Origin of the sequence: Sphingomonas sp. TREG-RG-20F-R18-01, assembly GCF_022662475.1 — a bacterium.
Classification (GTDB): domain Bacteria; phylum Pseudomonadota; class Alphaproteobacteria; order Sphingomonadales; family Sphingomonadaceae; genus Sphingomonas.
On sequence record NZ_JAKNQQ010000010.1, the window covers coordinates 1 to 17,569 of the forward strand.

At 66.0% G+C, this 17,569-nt stretch carries 16 protein-coding genes and 1 tRNA gene; 9 read left to right on the plus strand and 8 right to left on the minus strand.

What is annotated here, in order from left to right:
* The 3 genes from L8K25_RS18830 to L8K25_RS18840 all read right to left on the minus strand — a co-directional run bounded on the left by L8K25_RS18830 (position 1) and on the right by L8K25_RS18840 (position 1,292).
* Positions 1-75 (minus strand) — tRNA-Asn (locus tag L8K25_RS18830).
* A 62-nt stretch (positions 76-137) separates the two neighbouring features.
* Positions 138-674 carry a DUF2141 domain-containing protein gene (locus L8K25_RS18835; RefSeq protein WP_242140537.1) on the minus strand — a complete coding sequence of 179 codons (537 nt, stop codon included), beginning with the start codon at positions 672-674 and terminating at the stop codon, positions 138-140.
* 27 nt (positions 675-701) lie between these two features.
* Positions 702-1,292: a hypothetical protein gene (locus L8K25_RS18840; protein WP_242140538.1), complete on the minus strand. Its 591-nt coding sequence runs from the start codon at positions 1,290-1,292 to the stop codon at positions 702-704.
* 289 nt (positions 1,293-1,581) lie between these two features.
* Between L8K25_RS18840 and L8K25_RS18845 the strand changes: the two genes are divergently transcribed.
* On the plus strand, positions 1,582-2,187 hold the full coding sequence (locus tag L8K25_RS18845; protein WP_242140539.1) for a hypothetical protein: 606 nt from the start codon (positions 1,582-1,584) through the stop codon (positions 2,185-2,187).
* 300 nt (positions 2,188-2,487) lie between these two features.
* On the opposite strand, the gene secA is transcribed toward L8K25_RS18845, so the two are convergent.
* Both secA and L8K25_RS18855 read right to left on the minus strand, forming a co-directional pair.
* Positions 2,488-5,220: a preprotein translocase subunit SecA gene (gene secA / locus L8K25_RS18850; RefSeq protein WP_242140540.1), complete on the minus strand. Its 2,733-nt coding sequence runs from the start codon at positions 5,218-5,220 to the stop codon at positions 2,488-2,490.
* A gap of 96 nt (positions 5,221-5,316) precedes the next feature.
* Entirely contained in the window at positions 5,317-5,580 is a 264-nt protein-coding gene (locus tag L8K25_RS18855; RefSeq protein WP_242140541.1) for a hypothetical protein, read from the minus strand.
* 456 nt (positions 5,581-6,036) lie between these two features.
* On the opposite strand from L8K25_RS18855, the gene argJ reads away from it, so the two are divergent.
* Entirely contained in the window at positions 6,037-7,257 is a 1,221-nt protein-coding gene (argJ, locus tag L8K25_RS18860; protein ID WP_242140542.1) for a bifunctional glutamate N-acetyltransferase/amino-acid acetyltransferase ArgJ, read from the plus strand.
* A gap of 36 nt (positions 7,258-7,293) precedes the next feature.
* On the opposite strand, the gene L8K25_RS18865 is transcribed toward argJ, so the two are convergent.
* Genes L8K25_RS18865 through L8K25_RS18875 form a run of 3 tightly spaced genes read right to left on the minus strand, consistent with a single transcriptional unit; the run spans position 7,294 to position 10,456 of the window.
* Positions 7,294-9,282: a TonB-dependent receptor gene (locus L8K25_RS18865; protein ID WP_242140596.1), complete on the minus strand. Its 1,989-nt coding sequence runs from the start codon at positions 9,280-9,282 to the stop codon at positions 7,294-7,296.
* A gap of 53 nt (positions 9,283-9,335) precedes the next feature.
* Positions 9,336-9,686 (minus strand): hypothetical protein, encoded by a 351-nt coding sequence (locus L8K25_RS18870; protein ID WP_242140543.1) that lies wholly within the window; start codon positions 9,684-9,686, stop codon positions 9,336-9,338.
* Positions 9,687-9,700: 14 nt separating this feature from the next.
* Positions 9,701-10,456 (minus strand): molybdopterin-binding protein, encoded by a 756-nt coding sequence (locus tag L8K25_RS18875; protein WP_242140544.1) that lies wholly within the window; start codon positions 10,454-10,456, stop codon positions 9,701-9,703.
* Positions 10,457-10,520: 64 nt separating this feature from the next.
* Between L8K25_RS18875 and map the strand changes: the two genes are divergently transcribed.
* From map to L8K25_RS18910, 7 genes are all read left to right on the plus strand, one after another.
* A complete protein-coding gene (gene map, locus L8K25_RS18880; protein WP_242140545.1) occupies positions 10,521-11,345 on the plus strand; it encodes a type I methionyl aminopeptidase in 825 nt (274 codons plus the stop codon).
* A 385-nt stretch (positions 11,346-11,730) separates the two neighbouring features.
* Entirely contained in the window at positions 11,731-12,069 is a 339-nt protein-coding gene (locus L8K25_RS18885; protein ID WP_242140546.1) for a P-II family nitrogen regulator, read from the plus strand.
* Positions 12,070-12,204: 135 nt separating this feature from the next.
* Positions 12,205-13,626 carry a type I glutamate--ammonia ligase gene (glnA, locus tag L8K25_RS18890; protein WP_242140547.1) on the plus strand — a complete coding sequence of 474 codons (1,422 nt, stop codon included), beginning with the start codon at positions 12,205-12,207 and terminating at the stop codon, positions 13,624-13,626.
* A 359-nt stretch (positions 13,627-13,985) separates the two neighbouring features.
* Positions 13,986-14,903 carry a rhodanese-related sulfurtransferase gene (locus tag L8K25_RS18895; protein WP_242140548.1) on the plus strand — a complete coding sequence of 306 codons (918 nt, stop codon included), beginning with the start codon at positions 13,986-13,988 and terminating at the stop codon, positions 14,901-14,903.
* Positions 14,904-15,034: 131 nt separating this feature from the next.
* The gene (locus L8K25_RS18900; protein ID WP_242140549.1) at positions 15,035-16,528 is read left to right on the plus strand and encodes a carbohydrate porin; all 1,494 of its coding nucleotides are present in this window, start codon (positions 15,035-15,037) and stop codon (positions 16,526-16,528) included.
* Between the two features lie 64 nt (positions 16,529-16,592).
* Positions 16,593-16,772, plus strand: coding sequence for a hypothetical protein (locus L8K25_RS18905; protein WP_242140550.1), 180 nt, complete (start codon positions 16,593-16,595; stop codon positions 16,770-16,772).
* Entirely contained in the window at positions 16,769-17,560 is a 792-nt protein-coding gene (locus L8K25_RS18910; RefSeq protein WP_242140551.1) for a hypothetical protein, read from the plus strand. Before L8K25_RS18905 ends, L8K25_RS18910 begins: the two co-directional genes overlap by 4 nt.
* The last annotated feature ends 9 nt before the right edge of the window (positions 17,561-17,569 follow it).

Genomic DNA, 17,569 nt, shown 5'->3' on the forward strand with positions numbered 1-17,569 from the left:
TGGCTCCCTGAGTAGGATTCGAACCTACGGCCGCTCGATTAACAGTCGAGAGCTCTACCGCTGAGCTATCAGGGAACATCGCGGAGGCGCGCCTATAGCAGCGGGTTTCGCGCGAATGCAAGCGGTGTTACGCAGGTTTATCGCATCGGGCTGAAACCGCCCAGGCCGTGCAGATATTGCGTGTGGATATCCAGCGACACGATGCCCGAGCCCACCGCCACCGTGGCCGCATCGACCGACGGACGCGCGCGCCCGATCCGCGCGTTGCTCCGCAGACCGACGCCGTCGGCGAAGACGTCGAACTTGTCCTGCGCGCGCCGCGAATGCAGCATCAGCAGCGCATACCGTCCCGGGTGCGGCACCTTGATGCACAGGCTGACCGCGCCGGTCTCCGGGGTCGCCACGGTCACCCGGCGAAACACCTTGCCCGCCGTGAGCAGGTCCGTATCGGATCGCATGAAATCGTCGGGATTGTCGGGATAGAGTTCGAGCTTCACCTGCCCCTGGCGATCCTTGAGACCCAGCACGTTGACCAGGATCGCAGGCCCCCTGCCCGACGTACAGGCATTGGCATCGCTGCCGAACATGCCGCCCGCGCTCGCGCGCTCCGGCTGACCCAAAAGGGCGATCGTCAGGCCACAGAGACCCAGGGCGATCCACGACTTGTCACGCATCTTCACTCTCTTCGTCGATTGGGGTGATCAGAATTTCAGGCCGACCATGAGATTGGCGATCGGATTGAGACCGCCGGGCCGGTCGCCCAAGGCGCGGTAGGACCGTGGCAGGTTGGCGTTGGCGGCGCCGATCAGCGTGCCCATCTCCACGCCGAACATGGCATTGTGATACGTGCCGCTATAGCCGACAGTGGCCGCGGGGGTCCGGCGGTTGAAACCGGTGCGCACGCCGGAGTTTCCCCCGGGCAAGCGGGGCGCATACAGCAGGCCGCCGGTCGCCTTTTCCGCATCCCGCACGAAATTCGCGACGGAAAAAAACTTCATCCCCCCGGAGAGATGCAGCCCGCTCCCGTGGATCGGGTAATAATCGATCATCGAACTGGCGAACCGGTGCTTCATCGTCCCGTCCGGATCCTGCAGCGGATCCAGCGTCTCGGACGTACTCAGCACGGCCAGTCGCAGGCGGAAGTCCGGGGCGAGCCTTGCCTCGACCGGCGTCACCCGGCCGACCGCAGCCGGCGCAGGCGCCGCCAGCACTGCCGCATAGTCGGCGTGCGCCGATCCCCCCAGCGCCACCCCTGCGGCCAAACTTGCGGCAAACCCTGTCACGATCCGCATCGGCACCCCCGTAGGCACTGCGATCCCCGTCGCATCCATCCCTGTTGCAAAGACGGTAACCGGCGCCTTAACCCGCCCATCGTAGCGGCCCGGTGCGACCAAAGGAGTATCGATCGCGACAAAACGATGAAACCGTCGTTCGTCGCGCGTCAGTCTCCGTTCATCTCGCAAGGCTTACAAAGTGTGAGACCGGATCAATTACCCGGAGCCTTGCGCCCGGTCGCTCGTTCTGCGCTTCATGGCCTCGACGGCACGGCTCGCCGCACAGACCAGTTCACTGGAGACCGAAATGCCCAAGTTTTCGCCGACCTTCCGCAGATCCGCTATCGTCGCGGCACTGGCGGCATCTACCCTATTGACGGCTTGCGCCACGGAATCGACCTATCGCCCAGCGGTCGGCCGCGGGTTCGAGCGTTCGGGCTACAGCGATCGCCAGATCGAAGACAACCGTTTCCAGGTCAGCTTCTCGGGCAACAGCTACACGTCGCGCGACACGGTCGAAAAGTACCTGCTGTTCCGTGCGGCCGAGCTGACCGTACAGCGTGGCTACGACTATTTCGTCTTCGCCGACCGTAACGTCGACAAGAGCACGCGGACCTATACCACGCCCGGTGTCGGCGGGTTCGGTGGATTCGGATATGGCGGCGGCTTCGGCGGCGGCTATTGGGGCCCCAGCTGGCGCTATCGCGGGCGTGGCTTCGGCTGGCGTTCGTGGGATCCGTATTTCGGCGACCCGTTCTTCGACCGCGGGGTCGATATCAACACGATCGACAAGTACGAGGCGAATGCCGAGATCGTGGTCGGCAAGGGCCCCAAGCCCAAGGACAATATCCGCGCCTTCGATGCACGCGAAGTGTTGCGCAACCTCGGACCGAGCATCGTCACGCCGAAGTAACGGCTACCGCGCGACGGCATGAAAAAGCCCCCCTTCTGCAGACAAGAAGGGGGGGTTTTTTTGTCCCGTTTTGAGGGACGCGGTGGTGGGCTTTCAGGTTCCGTCATTTTCGCAACGGCATGAGCGCCCCGAAACCGGAGCTGCTCTCCCGCGAAGGCGGGAGCCCAGGAGTCGCGCGAACTGCAAGCCGTTGTCTTGCTTGGCACTGGATTCCCGCCTTCGCGCGAAAACAGTGCATGGCGCGTCCCTGGCTCAAGCTTCGCGGGGATGACGGCGTCTAAGGGAGAGGGTCGGTGCCCGTCACACCGCGCCGTGGCAGTGCTTGTACTTGTTCCCCGACCCGCACGGGCATGGCGCATTGCGGCTGACGTTGCCCGCCCATTCCAATGGATCCTGCCCAAGCTCCTGCCCTTCCGGTCGCGGGATCGACAGCGGCGGAAGGCGCGTGGTGATCAGGCCGCTTCCCGCATCCTGGTCGTAGGTATCGTCGTCCCCGGTGAACGGGTCGAAATGGTTGGTGATGAAGTCGGGCAGCGTCGGCAAGGCCGGTGCCGGCTCGACGTTGAACTCGGCGAAGGCGATCGTGCGGGTCACGTCCTCGCGGATGCTGCCGAGCATCCGCTCGAACAGCGAGAAGGCTTCCTGCTTATACTCGTTGATCGGCGTCTTCTGCGCATAGGCGCGCAAATGGACGACCTGGCGGAGCGCGTCGAGCGTCGCGAGATGCTCCTTCCAGTGATGATCGAGGTTCTGCAGCAGGATCGACTTCTCGACCCGGATCCACGTCTCGGGATCGAGCGACTCCGCCTTCTCGCGGACCAGATCGTCCGCCTGCGCGCGGACACGCTCCTCGATGATCTCGGGGTCGATCGCCTCTTCCTCGAGCCACGCCTCGACCTGCGGTTCGAGGTTGAGCGTCGTCGCGAGCTGCTCCTTCATCCCCGCGATATCCCATTGCTCGGGATAGGTGCCAGGAGGGCACGCCGCGCCGACGATGCCGTTGACCGTCTCGGCGCGCATGTCCTCGACGACGTCGCCGACGGTCGCGGCGTCCATGATGTCCGACCGTTGCTCGTAGATGACCTTGCGCTGGTCGTTCATCACGTCGTCATATTCGACGACCTGCTTGCGGATGTCGTAGTTGCGCGCCTCGACCTTCTTCTGCGCGGTCTCGATCGCCTTGGACAGCCACTTGCTGCCGATCGCCTCGCCGTCGCCGATGTTCGAGCGCATCATCTTGGCGAACAACGTGTCCGGCCCGAAGATGCGGAGCAGATCATCGTCGAGGCTGAGGTAGAATCGCGAGAGACCCGGATCACCCTGACGGCCCGAACGCCCGCGTAGCTGGTTGTCGATACGACGGCTCTCGTGCCGCTCGGTGCCGAGCACGAACAGCCCGCCCGCCGCGAGCACCTCGGCCTTCTCGACCGCGATTTCCTGCTTGATCCGCGCGATCGCCGCCTCGCGCTCCGGCCCCTCGGGCATCGCCGACAACTCGTCGTTGACGCGGAATTCGAGGTTGCCGCCGAGCTGAATGTCGGTGCCGCGGCCCGCCATGTTGGTCGCGATCGTCACCACGCTCTTGCGCCCCGCCTGCGCGACGATGTGCGCCTCGCGCTCATGCTGGCGCGCGTTGAGCACCTCGTGCTTGACGCCTTCCTGCACCAGGAATTCGCTCAGCAATTCGGACTTCTCGATCGACACGGTGCCGACCAGCACCGGCTGACCGAGATCGGCGTGATGCTTGATCTTCTTGGCGATCGCGCGGAATTTGTCCGGGGTGTCCTTGTAGAATTCGTCTTCCTCGTCGACGCGCTGGACCGGCACGTGGGTCGGGATCGTCACCACGTTCATCTTGTAGATGTCGTAGAATTCCGCCGCCTCGGTCGCCGCCGTCCCGGTCATCCCTGCGAGCTTGGGGTACATGCGGAAATAGTTCTGGAAGGTGATCGACGCCATCGTCTGGTTCTCGGGCTCGATCTCGACGCCTTCCTTGGCCTCGATCGCCTGATGCAGACCGTCCGACCAGCGGCGGCCGTCCATCATGCGGCCGGTGAATTCATCGATGATGATGACCTTGCCGTCCTTGACGATGTAGTCGATGTCCGCCTTGAACATCATGTTCGCGCGGAGCGCCTGGTTGGTGTGGTGCACCACCTGCGTATTCTCGAAATCGTACAGGTTCGCGCCCTCGAGCAGCCCCGCCGCCTCGAGCAGCCGCTCGACCTTCTCGGTGCCGTCCTCGGTCAGGATGATCGACTTCTGCTTCTCGTCCTTTTCGTAATCCTCCGCAGCCAGCTCGCGGACGATCAGGTCGACCGAGCGGTACAGGTCGGACTTGTCGTCGGTCGGGCCGGAGATGATCAAAGGCGTGCGCGCCTCGTCGATCAGCACCGAATCGACCTCGTCGACGATCGCCATCGCAAACGGGCGCTGGACCATCGTCTCGCGCTCATATTTCATGTTGTCGCGCAGGTAATCGAAGCCGAATTCGTTGTTCGTGCCGTAGGTGATGTCCGCGGCATAAGCGTCGGCGCGCTGCTGGTCCGACAGGTTCGGGACGATGACGCCGACCGTCATCCCGAGGAAGTTGTAGACCTGCGCCATCCAGCCCGCATCGCGTGCCGCCAGATAGTCGTTGACGGTGATGACGTGGACGCCCTTGCCCGGCAGCGCGTTGAGATAGGTCGCGAGCGTCGCGACGAGCGTCTTGCCCTCGCCGGTGCGCATTTCGGCGATCTCGCCGCGGTGGAGGACGATGCCGCCGATCATCTGCACGTCGTAATGCCGCTGGCCGAGCGCACGCTTGGCGGCTTCGCGGACCGTGGCGAACGCTTCGGGGAGCAGCGCATCGAGATCTTCGCCCGCTTCCAGCCGCTCGCGGAAGCGCGCGGTCTGGGCGGAGAGGTCCTCGTCGGACATGGCGGAGATGGTGGGCTCGAACCCGTTGATCTTCGCGACGACCGCGCCGAGCGACTTGACGTAGCGGTCGTTGGACGAGCCGAAGAGCGATTTGGCAATGCCGCCGAACATGGGCAATTCCTGTATGTCTAAAGGGGATGAGCGGCGCGCTACCCGCGGCCACCGGAAAATGTCGTTAAGAAGGGCAGCGCGGCAGGCGCCGCCGGATCAAGCCCGCGGGCGATCCAGGTAGAGGCGCGCAGGTGCGATCGCGGGAAGCGCAACGACTTGCAGCGCGAAAACCGCCGTTTCGCCAAAGCCGCTCGCGAGGTGCAGATGCCCCGCTACGCGCAGCACCCGCGCCGGGAGCGCGACCTGCGTGCGTGCCGCCGCGACCGACTGGCATTCGACCTGCACGTCCGGTGCGCGAACGCCCGTCACCACGCCGGTCAGCGCGGAGAGGATCGCAGAAAAGAACAACAGCCATTCCATGGGTGCTCGGGCATGTAATGGCTGCGACGCGCTTCGTCTATCGGCAAACACCGCTCGTCGTGGGGGGCTGTTCGTGCGCAGACGACCCTTCGACTTCGCTCAGGGCGAACGGGGGGAGGATGGTTTCGGCGAGCAACCCGCGCCCGAAAGGGTGAAGGAAAGAGCTGCGCTGCATTGCGTTCGTGCTGAGCGTAACATACCGTTCGTGCTGAGCGAAGTCGAAGCACCGCCCCAAGCAAGACGCCTGAAACCGCGCCCTCCCTTGCCTAGGAAGGGGAGAGGGACTTCCGACAAGTTCCTCCCCTCCCTGGAAGGGAGGGGTTGGGGGTGGGTAGGCTCGAGGCGGGTGCTGCACCCTCCCCACACCAACCCACCCCCGCCCCCTCCCTTCCAGGGAGGGGAGAAGCAACAGCAGCACCGCTTGAGACGCGCCTTCGATCTGCTAAAGCCGCGCACATGACCCGCTCCCCGCTCGCTCGCCCCTTCCCCGCCCTGCCTGCGATCGCGGGCGTCACCCCCCGCGTCGCGCGCGCCGGGTACAAGGCGTGGGAGCGCAACGACCTCACCTTCATCACGCTCGACCCCGGCACCACCGTTGCGGGCGTGCTGACGCAAAGCAAATGCCCGTCGCCCGAAGTCGAATGGTGCCGCTCGGCGCTGATCCTCGGCGAGGCCCGCGCGGTCGTCGTCAATGCCGGCAACGCCAACGCCTTCACCGGCGGGCGCGGCCGCGCCGCGGTCGAGGCGATCGCGGCCAAGGTCGCCGGCGCGCTCGCTTGCCGCCCATCGGACGTGTTCGTCTCCTCGACCGGCGTGATCGGCGTGCCGTTGCCGATCGACAAGGCCGAGGCCGGGCTCGACGCCGCCTTCGCCGCGCTGCCGTGCTCGTGGGAAGACGCAACCAACACGATCGGCACGACCGACACCTTCGCCAAGGGCGCGATGACGACCGCAGTGGTCGGCGGGCGTACGGTGACGTTGGTCGGGATCATCAAGGGCTCGGGGATGATCGCCCCCGACATGGCGACGATGCTCGGCTATATCTTCACCGACGCGGCGGTTTCCGCCGAGTTCCTCCAGGCGATGCTCGGCGAAGCCAACCGCGCGACCTTTTCGTGCATCACGGTCGACAGCGATACCTCGACCAGCGACAGCGTCCTCGCCTTCGCCACCGGCAAGGCCGGGAATACCCCGCTCACCGGCGCGGACGACGACGGCGCCGACGCGTTCCGCGCGGCGCTGGCGGACCTGTGCCGCCAGCTCGCGCATCTGGTCGTGCGCGACGGCGAGGGCGCGTCCAAGTTCATCGAGGTCGCGGTGACCGGCGCGGAGAGCGACCGCAGCGCCCACCGCATCGCGATGAGCATCGCCAACTCACCGCTCGTGAAGACGGCGATCGCGGGCGAGGATGCGAACTGGGGCCGTGTCGTGATGGCGGTCGGCAAGGCGGGCGAACCCGCCGAACGCGATCTGCTGGCGATCCGTTTCGGCGATACGCAGGTCGCGCGCGAGGGCCTGGCGGTCGTCGGCTATGACGAGGCACCGGTCGCCGCGCATCTCAAGGGGCAGACGATCGAGATCGGAGTCGATCTCGGGCTTGGCAACGGTATTGCGACGGTGTGGACGTGCGACCTGACGCACGGGTACATCTCGATCAACGCGGACTATCGGAGCTGACGCCCGGCTGGGGACCGTCGACCGACATGGGGCGCGTCAGCGTCCTGACGCGCCGCCGAGCCGTACCCCGATCCACAACCGGCGCGGCGTGCCGAGGTCGATCGACCCGGCTGCGTTCCGCGTGATCACCGTGGTATCGGTCAGATTCTCGCCGCGCGCGATCACCGCCCAACGCCGCGCGATCGGCACCGACACGACGCCATCGAGGGTCGTTGCCGCCGGCAGGACGTCGGTTTGCAGATCGTCTTCATATTGTCGCCCGACGTACCGGCCCGTCAGCGATACGCCGAGCCCGCGCGGATCCTGCCAACCCAGCGTTGCGCTGGCCGTGTGGCGCGGGCTCTGCGCCGGGATGAACCCGTTCAGCTGCGCCGAGGCCCCGGAGGCGCGGACCTTGCTGTCGCTGAACGCATAGGACCCGTCGAGCGACACGCGCCCGTGCGTCGCATGCGCGGTCACTTCCACCCCGCGCGCGACGATCGCATCGACATTGCGGCGCTGCCGCACGGTGGGGGTAATCGTCACGTTGGCGATCGCACCCTCCAGCCGGTTATAGAACGCGGTCACACCCAGCGAAACGCCGGCGACCGGTGTCAGGTCGATCCCGCCCTCCACGCCGCGCAACCGTTCCAACCCCAGCGCGACATTGGCCTGGGTCGTGATCGGGAACACCACGAACGGCCGGTAAAGTTCGTTGAGCGTCGGCAACCGGAAACCGGTATAGCCCGCCGTCCGCAAGGCCACCGCGTCGCTGGCATGAAACACCGCCCCCGCGCGTCCGGTCGCCTCCACCCCGTCGCGATCGGCGAAGCGCTGATTCGTCGTGACCGTTCCCGCGCCGTTGCGCTCGCGGAAGAAGCCGTCCGTAATCGTCCAGCGGTCCCCCCGCACACCCGCCGTCAGCACCAGACGGCCGAGCGTCCAGTCATCCTCCGCAAACAGGCCGGTCGTATTGGTCGTCCCGCCGGCGGTCCGCCGCGTCGTGACGGCACCGCTCGCGGCATAGGCGTCCTCGTAAAGCGTACCGTCCCCCAACCGGACGTCCGCGCCGATCCGCAGGACGTGGTCCGGGCCAACCGGCGGCCGCAGTTCGATCTTGCCGCCAATCCCGGTCGACGGAGTGTTGCGCTGGTCGAGGGTCAGTTTCGCGGTCGTCGCGCTGATCACGCGATTGGCGAAGTTCCGCGCCTGGACATACGCCAGCACGTCCACCGCCCAGGGTCCGCGATGGACCACCCGGACGCTGGCGTCCTCGCCTTCGGAGCGACTGTCCGCCCCCGCGAACCGCAGCGTCCGGTCGTCACGGAACACCACCGCCCGCGCCTGCAACTCGGTTTCGGCATCGATCGGGAGGACGGCGCGGGCTTGCCCCGACCAGTCACGATAGCGCGCGCGGACGGTGGCCGCGGTCCGCTGGTCGAGTGGGGTCGTGTAGAAGCCGTCGCCCCGTTCATACTTCCCCGCGACCGTCAGGAAGCCCGCGCCGACGTCGGGGGATAGGCTCGCGGTCGTTTCCACCGCATGGTCGCTGCCGTAGAAAGCACTGCCGGCGACGCGGGGGAGATCGGCGCGGGTGGCGCTGGAAAGCTCGATCGTTCCCGCGACCGCCCCCGCGCCGAAGGCCCCGGCCCCGCCCCCGCGCGTGATCCGCACGCTCGACAGGCGGTCCGGCGACAAGGCGTTGAACGGGATATAGCCGAAGAACGGGTCCGCCAGCGGGACGCCGTCCAGCAGCACCAGCGCCCGCGACGAGGCATTTCCGCCCAAAGCGCGCAACGTGACGCCCTGCGCCGACGGATTGGCCGACCGGCTGTCGCTGCGGCGGAACTGCTGGAAGCCGGCGACGTCCGACAGGACGTCCTCGACCCGGCCCGACGCATCGTTGGTGAGCCGGTCCCGATCGATCGTCACCGATCCATAGGCTGGCATGCCCGGCGGCACCGGCAGCGGTGACCCGAGCACCACGATATCGGGGCCGGAAACGCCCGGCGCCGCGACCGGCGCAGCCGCCTGTTGTGCGGACAGGCCGGCCGGCACGCCGATGACGGCGAGCGCGAGACGTCGACATTTCACGGACGCTATTGTTTCTTGGCCTGGGGCACGCCGCTGACCCAGAAGACGCCATCCGGCTGCAGCGTGATGACATATTGTCCGCGATCGTCGCACTCTGCGATCCACACGGCGTGCCCGTCGATCGGTGCGTGCTTTTCGAAACGCACGATCTTCTGACACGTGTAGCCGCCATCCCTGATCGCGCGGAACAGGGTGGTTTCCTGCAGGTTGCGCGGCAGCGCGTCGATCCTGGCTTCCATCGGATCGGGCTTGGTGGTGGCCGCCGCGGTGGTCCCGCCGGTGCTGGCCGGATCGCAGGCCGACACACCGGCAACCATGGCGGCGAGCATGGCGATGCGGGGTAGGACGTGTTTCATCTCAGCTCTCCGGATCATATGCCGTCGCCAACGACGCGGCGCCCGGATTGCTCCAGCGCCGCCGTCAGATCGGCGATACAGCGATCGGCCAGCGCCGCATCGGTTGCCCGCACGACGAAATTGGCGCCAACCTTGCCGTCCCGAAAGAACGGATAGCTGCCGATTGCGACGCCTTCGTGCGCCTTTTCGGCCTGGCTGAGCAGGTCGGCGACCTCGCTCTCGGCGACCCAGCACCCGATCGTGCGCGACAGTACGGGCAACCCGCCCTCCAGCGTCCCGGTAAGCGCATCCAGCATCCCGGCGGTGATGTGCGGCACCCCGGCCATGATGAAGATGTTGCCGATCTTGATCCCCGGCGCGCCCGACATGCGATTCTCGATCAGGTCCGCGCCTTGGGGAACGCGGGCCATGCGCTTGCGCGCCTCGGTCAACCCGCCGCGCTCTGCATAATAGGTTTCCAGCACGGCCAGCGCCTGCGGATGGAAGGCGACCGGCACCCCCAGCGCCGTTGCGATCGCATCGACGGTAATGTCGTCGTGGGTCGGGCCGATGCCGCCGGTGGTGAAGAGATAATCGTTGCGCTGTCGCAGGATATTGATCGCCTCTACGATCGCCTCGGTCTTGTCCGCGACGATCCGCACCTCGGCGAGGCGGATCCCCTGCACGTTGAGCCAGGCCGCGATCTGCGCGACATTCTTGTCCTGCGTTCGGCCCGACAGGATTTCGTCGCCGATCACCGCGAGCGCGGCTGTCCAGATGCGTTGCGTCATCTGCTTCGCATAGCCCCCCGCCGCCCTCTCGCAAAGCCCGCACGGAGCCGCTATATCGCTTCGCATGACCGAATATGTAACCGTAACCGCCGACGCGCCGATGGGCCGCACCGGCGCGATCAAGCTTCATGGCCGCGATGCGTTCGACGGCATGCATGCCGCGGGCAAGCTCGCCGCCGAAACGCTCGACATGATCGTGCCGCACATGGTGCCCGGCATGGCGACCGCCGAACTCGACGCCATGATCCGGCGGTTCATCGTCGATCGCGGCGGCATCCCCGCGACGCTCGGCTATCGCGGCTATACCCATTCGAGCTGCATCTCGACCAACCATGTCGTCTGCCACGGCATCCCGAGCGAGAAGACGCTCAAGAGCGGCGACATCGTCAACGTCGACGTGACGCCGATCCTCGACGGCTGGCATGGCGACAGCAGCCGCATGTATCTGGTCGGCGACGTGCCGATCAAGGCGAAGCGGCTGGTCGACGTGACCTACGAATGCCTGATGATCGGGATCGAACAGGCGAAGCCGGGCAACCATCTCGGCGACATCGGCCATGCGATCCAGCGCCATGCCGAGAAGCATCGCTACGGCGTGGTGCGCGATTTCTGCGGGCACGGGCTGGGGCGGTTGTTCCATGACGCGCCCGAGGTGGTCCATGCCGGACGTCCCGGCACCGGGCCGGAACTCAAGCCGGGGATGATCTTCACGATCGAGCCGATGATCAACACCGGGCGCGCCGACGTGAAGCTGCTCGACGACGGCTGGACAGCGGTGACGCGCGATCGCTCGCTGTCCGCGCAGTTCGAACACTCGATCGGGATTACCGAGGACGGCTGCGAGATCTTCACGCTTAGCCCGGGCGGGTTCGACAAGCCGCCGTATTGAGGGGTTGGGTAGCGCGCGCGCACCACTTCTCACGCACCAAGCACGTGCACCATGCGCAACCACCCCGGCGAAGGCCGGGGCCCAATTGCGAAGGTCGAGGTAATGTAGCGCAGCGCTGTAAGCGCCTGCTGCGCTATTGGGCCCCGGCCTCCGCCGGGGGGGTGCGTTCCATGGCTGCGTCTCTTGAGGTGCGCTGGGTGCGTTTCTAAGGGTGCACTCCTACAGCGCAAGCGCGCTGCCGCAAAATCGGGCACACCCTCACCGCCTGCGCGCCAGTTAGGCATCGCACTCCCCGCGCCCCCGCGCATAACCAACGCATTTCCGCCCCTCGCGTAGCTGGCATGGTTATTGTAAGGTAAACGAACATTCCGGGAGGCGTACCAGCGTGAAAAAGATCGAGGCGATCATCAAGCCGTTCAAGCTCGATGAGGTGAAGGAGGCGCTGCACGAAGTCGGGGTCAGCGGGATCACCGTGACCGAGGCCAAGGGGTTCGGGCGCCAGAAGGGCCATACCGAACTGTACCGCGGTGCCGAATATGTCGTCGACTTTCTCCCCAAGGTGAAACTCGAGGTCGTGGTCGAGGACGGCATGGCCGACCGCGTCGTCGAGGCGATCGCCGCCGCAGCGCAGACCGGGCGAATCGGGGATGGCAAGATCTTCGTCATTCCGGTCGAGACCGTGCTGCGCATCCGTACCGGCGAACGCGACGAAGACGCGATCTGACCGCGCAACGATCGGAATGCGGGTTTGACGCAGCGCAACATCTTGTGACAGCGTGAGCATCCGGGCTTAACACGAGTCCCGCCCCGGAATGACCGGAACGGGCAATTTTTCAGTATCCAGAAAGGGCGTGGGGACATGGCGAAGACGGGCAACAGCGCAAGCGACGTGCTGAAGATGATCAAGGACCAGGAGATCGAGTGGGTCGATCTGCGGTTCACCGATCCCAAGGGCAAGTGGCAGCATCTGACGATGGTCGCGGGCGTCGTCGGCGAGGACGAGCTGACCGACGGCTTCATGTTCGACGGATCGTCGATCGAAGGCTGGAAGGCAATCAACGAGTCGGACATGATCCTCATGCCGGATCTCGACGCGGTGTGGACCGATCCGTTCTCGGCGACTCCGATGCTGATCCTGGTGTGCGACATCGTCGAGCCGTCGACCGGCGAGCTCTACGCGCGCGATCCGCGCTCGACCGCGAAGCGCGCCGAGGCGTATCTCAAGACCACCGGCATCGGCGACACGATCTTCATCGGGCCGGAAGCCGAGTTCTTCATGTTCGACAACGTCCAGTTCGAGAACAGCTACGCGACCAGCTATTACAAGATCGACGACATCGAGCTGCCGACCAACACCGGCACCAGTTACGAAGGCGGCAACCTCGGCCACCGTCCGCGCGCCAAGGGCGGTTACTTCCCGGTCGCGCCGGTCGACAGCGCAGTCGACATCCGCAGCGAGATGGTCTCGACCATGCTCGAGATGGGCCTGCCGTGCGACAAGCATCACCACGAAGTCGCCGCCGGCCAGCATGAGCTGGGCCTCACCTTCGGCACGATGACGCTGACCGCGGATCGCATGCAGATCTACAAGTACGTTTGCCACAACGTTGCGCAGGCTTACGGCAAGACCGTCACCTTCATGCCCAAGCCGATCAAGGAAGATAACGGCTCGGGGATGCACACGCATCTGTCGATCTGGGACAAGGGCAACCCGCTGTTCGCCGGCAACGGCTATGCGGGCCTGTCGGAAACGTGCCTGTTCTTCATCGGCGGCATCATCAAGCATGCTAAGGCGGTCAACGCCTTCACCAACCCGACGACCAACAGCTACAAGCGTCTGGTCCCGGGCTATGAAGCACCGGTGCTGCTCGCTTACTCGGCGCGCAACCGCTCGGCATCGTGCCGTATCCCGTACGGCACCGGCCCCAAGGCGAAGCGCGTCGAAGTGCGCTTCCCCGATGCGATGGCGAACCCATATCTCTGCTACGCCGCTTTGTTCATGGCGGGCATGGACGGGATCCAGAACCGCATCCACCCGGGCGAGGCGATGGACAAGAACCTGTACGACCTGCCCCCGGCAGAGCTCGCCGAGGTTCCGACCGTCTGCGGTTCGCTCCGCGAGGCGCTCGACTCGCTGGCGGCGGATCACGACTTCCTGCTCAAGGGCGACGTGTTCTCCAAGGACCAGATCGAATCGTACATCGAGCTGAAGATGCACGACGTGCTGCGCTGGGAGATGACGCCGAGCCCGGTCGAGTTCGATATGTACTACAGCTACTGAGGCGCGGCCACGACCGCGCCGGTGGCGACGAGGCGAAGCCAAGTCGCCACCGGAGCTGTCGGCCGGCCTCGCCCTGGCGAGGACCGACGGCGTGGCTTTGCCACGACGGGACACAAAGAAAGGGCGTCCGGAGCGATCCGGGCGCCTTTTCCGTATTAACGTCACCCCGGCGCAGGCCGGGGCCGCCATGTTGTGCTTGGGAACATCGGTTTCGCGTCCAACCTGGCGGCCCCGGCCTTCGCCGGGGCGACGGGGAGGAGCAACAAAGCGACTTTCGCACCGCTCTCGCCTTCGCTTTGGTGACGCCCCCCACACCAACCGCATTCCAAACCCCCGCAAAACCCCCTAAACCCCGCCGCATGATCCACGTCGCCGCGCTCTACCGTTTCGCCCGCTTCCCCGACCCCAAGGCGCTTCGCCAGCCGCTGCTCGACCTGTGCGAAGCGCAGGGCATCAAGGGCACGCTGCTGCTCGCCCCCGAAGGCATCAACGGTACGATCGCCGGCAGCGACACGGCGATCGCGGCGGTGCTGGCGCACATCCGTACCCTCCCCGATTGCGCAGCGATCACCGCCAAGCACAGCCACGCCGAGACGATGCCGTTCCACCGCATGAAGGTCCGCCTCAAGCGCGAGATCGTGACGATGGGCGAACCCGCGATTGATCCGCTCGAGGGCACCGGCACCTATGTGAAGCCCGCCGACTGGAACGCGTTGATCTCGGACCCCGACACCGTCGTGATCGACACGCGCAACGCCTATGAGGTCAAGGTCGGCACCTTCGCCGGCGCGATCGACCCCGGCACCGACAGTTTCAGCGACTTTCCCGGCTGGGCCCGCGCGCACCGCGCCGAGCTCGAGGGAAAGCGCATCGCGATGTTCTGCACCGGAGGAATCCGCTGCGAGAAATCGACCGCCTTCCTCAAGGCCGAAGGGCTGACCGACGTGTTCCACCTCGAAGGCGGCATCCTGAAATATCTCGAGACGACGCCGCAGGCCGAGAGCCGCTGGCAGGGTGAATGCTTCGTGTTCGACGAGCGCGTCGCGGTCGGCCACGGGCTGGCGCCCGGTACGCACGCGCTCTGCCGCGCGTGTCGCATGCCGGTCAGCCCGGCGGAACGCGCGTCGCCACAGTATCAGGAAGGCGTCTCCTGCCCGGCGTGTGCCGACACGCGCGATGCGGCCCGGCGCGCCGCCTATGCTGAACGCCATCGGCAGGTGAAGCTCGCCGAGGAGCGGGGCGAAGCGCATGTCGGCGCGACGCAATCGAGGTCCTGATCCCGTCCAAGGCCAGCGGATGAATAGATCGCCGTTCCTTGTCTCGTCGCATTTGTATGCACTTAAACATGTTCTTTGATAGATCTTTGCTGCATTGCGCCCGCATTGGAAAAATACGGGTGGGTCCAGTGATGGTACGATCGACGGTTGGTTTACTGGCGCTGGCCTCGGCTGGTCTCTGCGTCGCGCATCCGGCCTTTGCGCAGCAGGTCGACATCGGCGCGCCGGCGCCGCCCCCCGCCGCCGACTCACCCGCACCGCAGACACCCGGCAACGACAGCCAGAAACCCGCGACCGAACCGGCCGGACCGTCCGGGCCGGATACCCCCGCCGATTCGCCCACGCCGTCGAAGCGCCACGTGCCCACGCACATGCAACACCCGCGCAACATGCTGTTCGAACAGCCGATCGGCGACACCCAGACCAGTGCCCCGCCCGGACTGTTCGCCGACTGGCGGCATACCCGCACCTGGCTGGGCGAGCGCGGCTTCGACGTATCGGCGCGGTATGCGTCCGAAAGCGCCTATAACCCGACCGGGGGCGCGCGGCACAAGCTGACCGAGACCGGGCAGCTCGACTTTGGCGCGAAGATCGACATGGGCAAGGTTGCCGGGATCGAAGGCGGCACGTTGCAGGCGACCGTCACCTGGCGGCGCGGGCGTAACCTGTCGGACGATGCCGGCCTCGGTACACTGCAACAGGTGCAGGAAGTCTATGGCCGGGGCCAGACCGTGCGCATCACCGAATTGTGGTATGAGCAGAAGATCGGCGATGCGATCGAGATCAAGGTCGGCCGGACCAACCCGGGGTCGGATTTCGCGGTCTTCTCCTGCCATTTCGAGAACCTGTCGTTCTGCGGCGCGCAGCCGGGCAACCTCGTCGGCGATTATTGGTACAATTGGCCGGTCAGCCAATGGGGCGGCCGCCTGCATGCCGACGTCGGCAGCGGGATCTATCTCCAGATTGGCGCTTACGAGGTCAACCCGCTCAACTTGCGCAACAATTTCTTCGTCGCCCGCTTCCACGGCGCGACCGGCGCGCTGATCCCGGTTGAAGCCGGCTGGACCCGCCTCGGCGACACCGGGCATGTCGGCTCGTACAAGGTCGGCGCGTGGTATTCGACCGCCAATGGCGACGACGTCCTGCTCGACGTCAACCGTCGCCCGATCGTCGTCACCGGGCTTGCGCCACTCCAGCGCTCGGGGCGGTATGGCGTCTATGCCAATATCCAGCAGCAGATCACGGGAACGTCGAAGGACGGGAAGGCGCTCACCGGGCTCGGCGTGTTCGCCAACGTCACCCAGGCCGACCGCGCGACCAGCGTGACCGACAATCAGGTGACCGGCGGGCTGTTCTACAAGGGTTTGCTGCCGGGCCTGGAGGGCGACGTGCTCGGCGTCGCGGTCGGGCGCACCAACGTGAACGGACGTGCCGCGGAAGCCGATCGGCTGATCGCAGGTACGCCGGTGCGCGATGCGGAATATGCGGCCGAAGTCTATTACAGCCTGACCCCGGTGCCGTGGCTGGAACTCCAGCCCAACGTCCAGTGGATCCACCATCCGGGCGGCATCCGGACGCGCGGCGATGTCGCTGTGCTGGGGCTCAAGGCAGCGCTGACGCTCTAGCGGAGTCGCGCGCCGTCGATTGCAAAGATCGGCCACACGTCTTATTGTTGAGTCCGGAGGTCGCATGCGCGTCAATACGGCTCAATCGATCGAAACTGCCCATACGGTGCATCTGCGCTACGGCAGCTGGCAGGCCGCGCGCGAGGCTGCGCGGTTCGAGGAAGGCAAGTTCGTGCTGCACGTCGCCGCTGACTCGACCGCCGTGCAACCGTCCGAGCCGAAGGACGCTGCCCCCGCCGCATGAGTTTCAGCTATACGCTCTTTCTGGCGCTGCTGCTGCTCGCGCCGGGGCTGGGCGCATGGGCCGGGTTGCGTAGCGGCGAACGCTCCGACCTGATCGCGCAGGCTCCGGAAAAACCCGGATCGACCTTCTCGCTGCTGGTCATCGTCTTCGGTGCGCTTGCCGGGCATATCCTGCTCTCGCTGGTGTTCGCCGTGCAGGCGTGGGCATGCCGCTCCACGGCCGCGTGCTGGACGCTCGGGTTCGATCCCAACGTCTACCGCGTCATCCTCAACACCGGGCACGCCGGGCCGCGCCCGCCCGACCTGGCCTTCCTGTGCTGGTTCGTCGGACTGCTCAGCCCGGCGCTGATCGTCGGCGCCATCGCCTATCGCGCGAGCGGCTGGCAGTGGGTCCGTACGATGCGCGAGACGGCGGCGTTCGGCTGGCTAAAGCGCTGGGTCGATCTGGGGCGCGCGCCGAACCGGTTCATCATCGCCTATGTCGTCACGACGCTGGAACATGATGGCGCGAGTGTCGCCTATGAGGGCGTCGTCGAGACGATCGCGCTCGACGACAACAAGGCGATCGCGATGCTCGTGCTGAGCAACTGCGACCGGTTCCTCGTCCGCATCGGCCCCGACCGGGTCGAACGCGTCAGCACCGCCGCCGCGCCGATTCCGCTGATCCAGCTCGACAGCCGCAACTTCGTCAACGTCGCGCTGGAGGTGTTCGATACCGATCTGCTGCCGAGCCAGCGCGCGCTGCCGGATCGCGGTGACCACGGAAACCCGGTGGGGCGAGACCTTTAGAAAACCCGT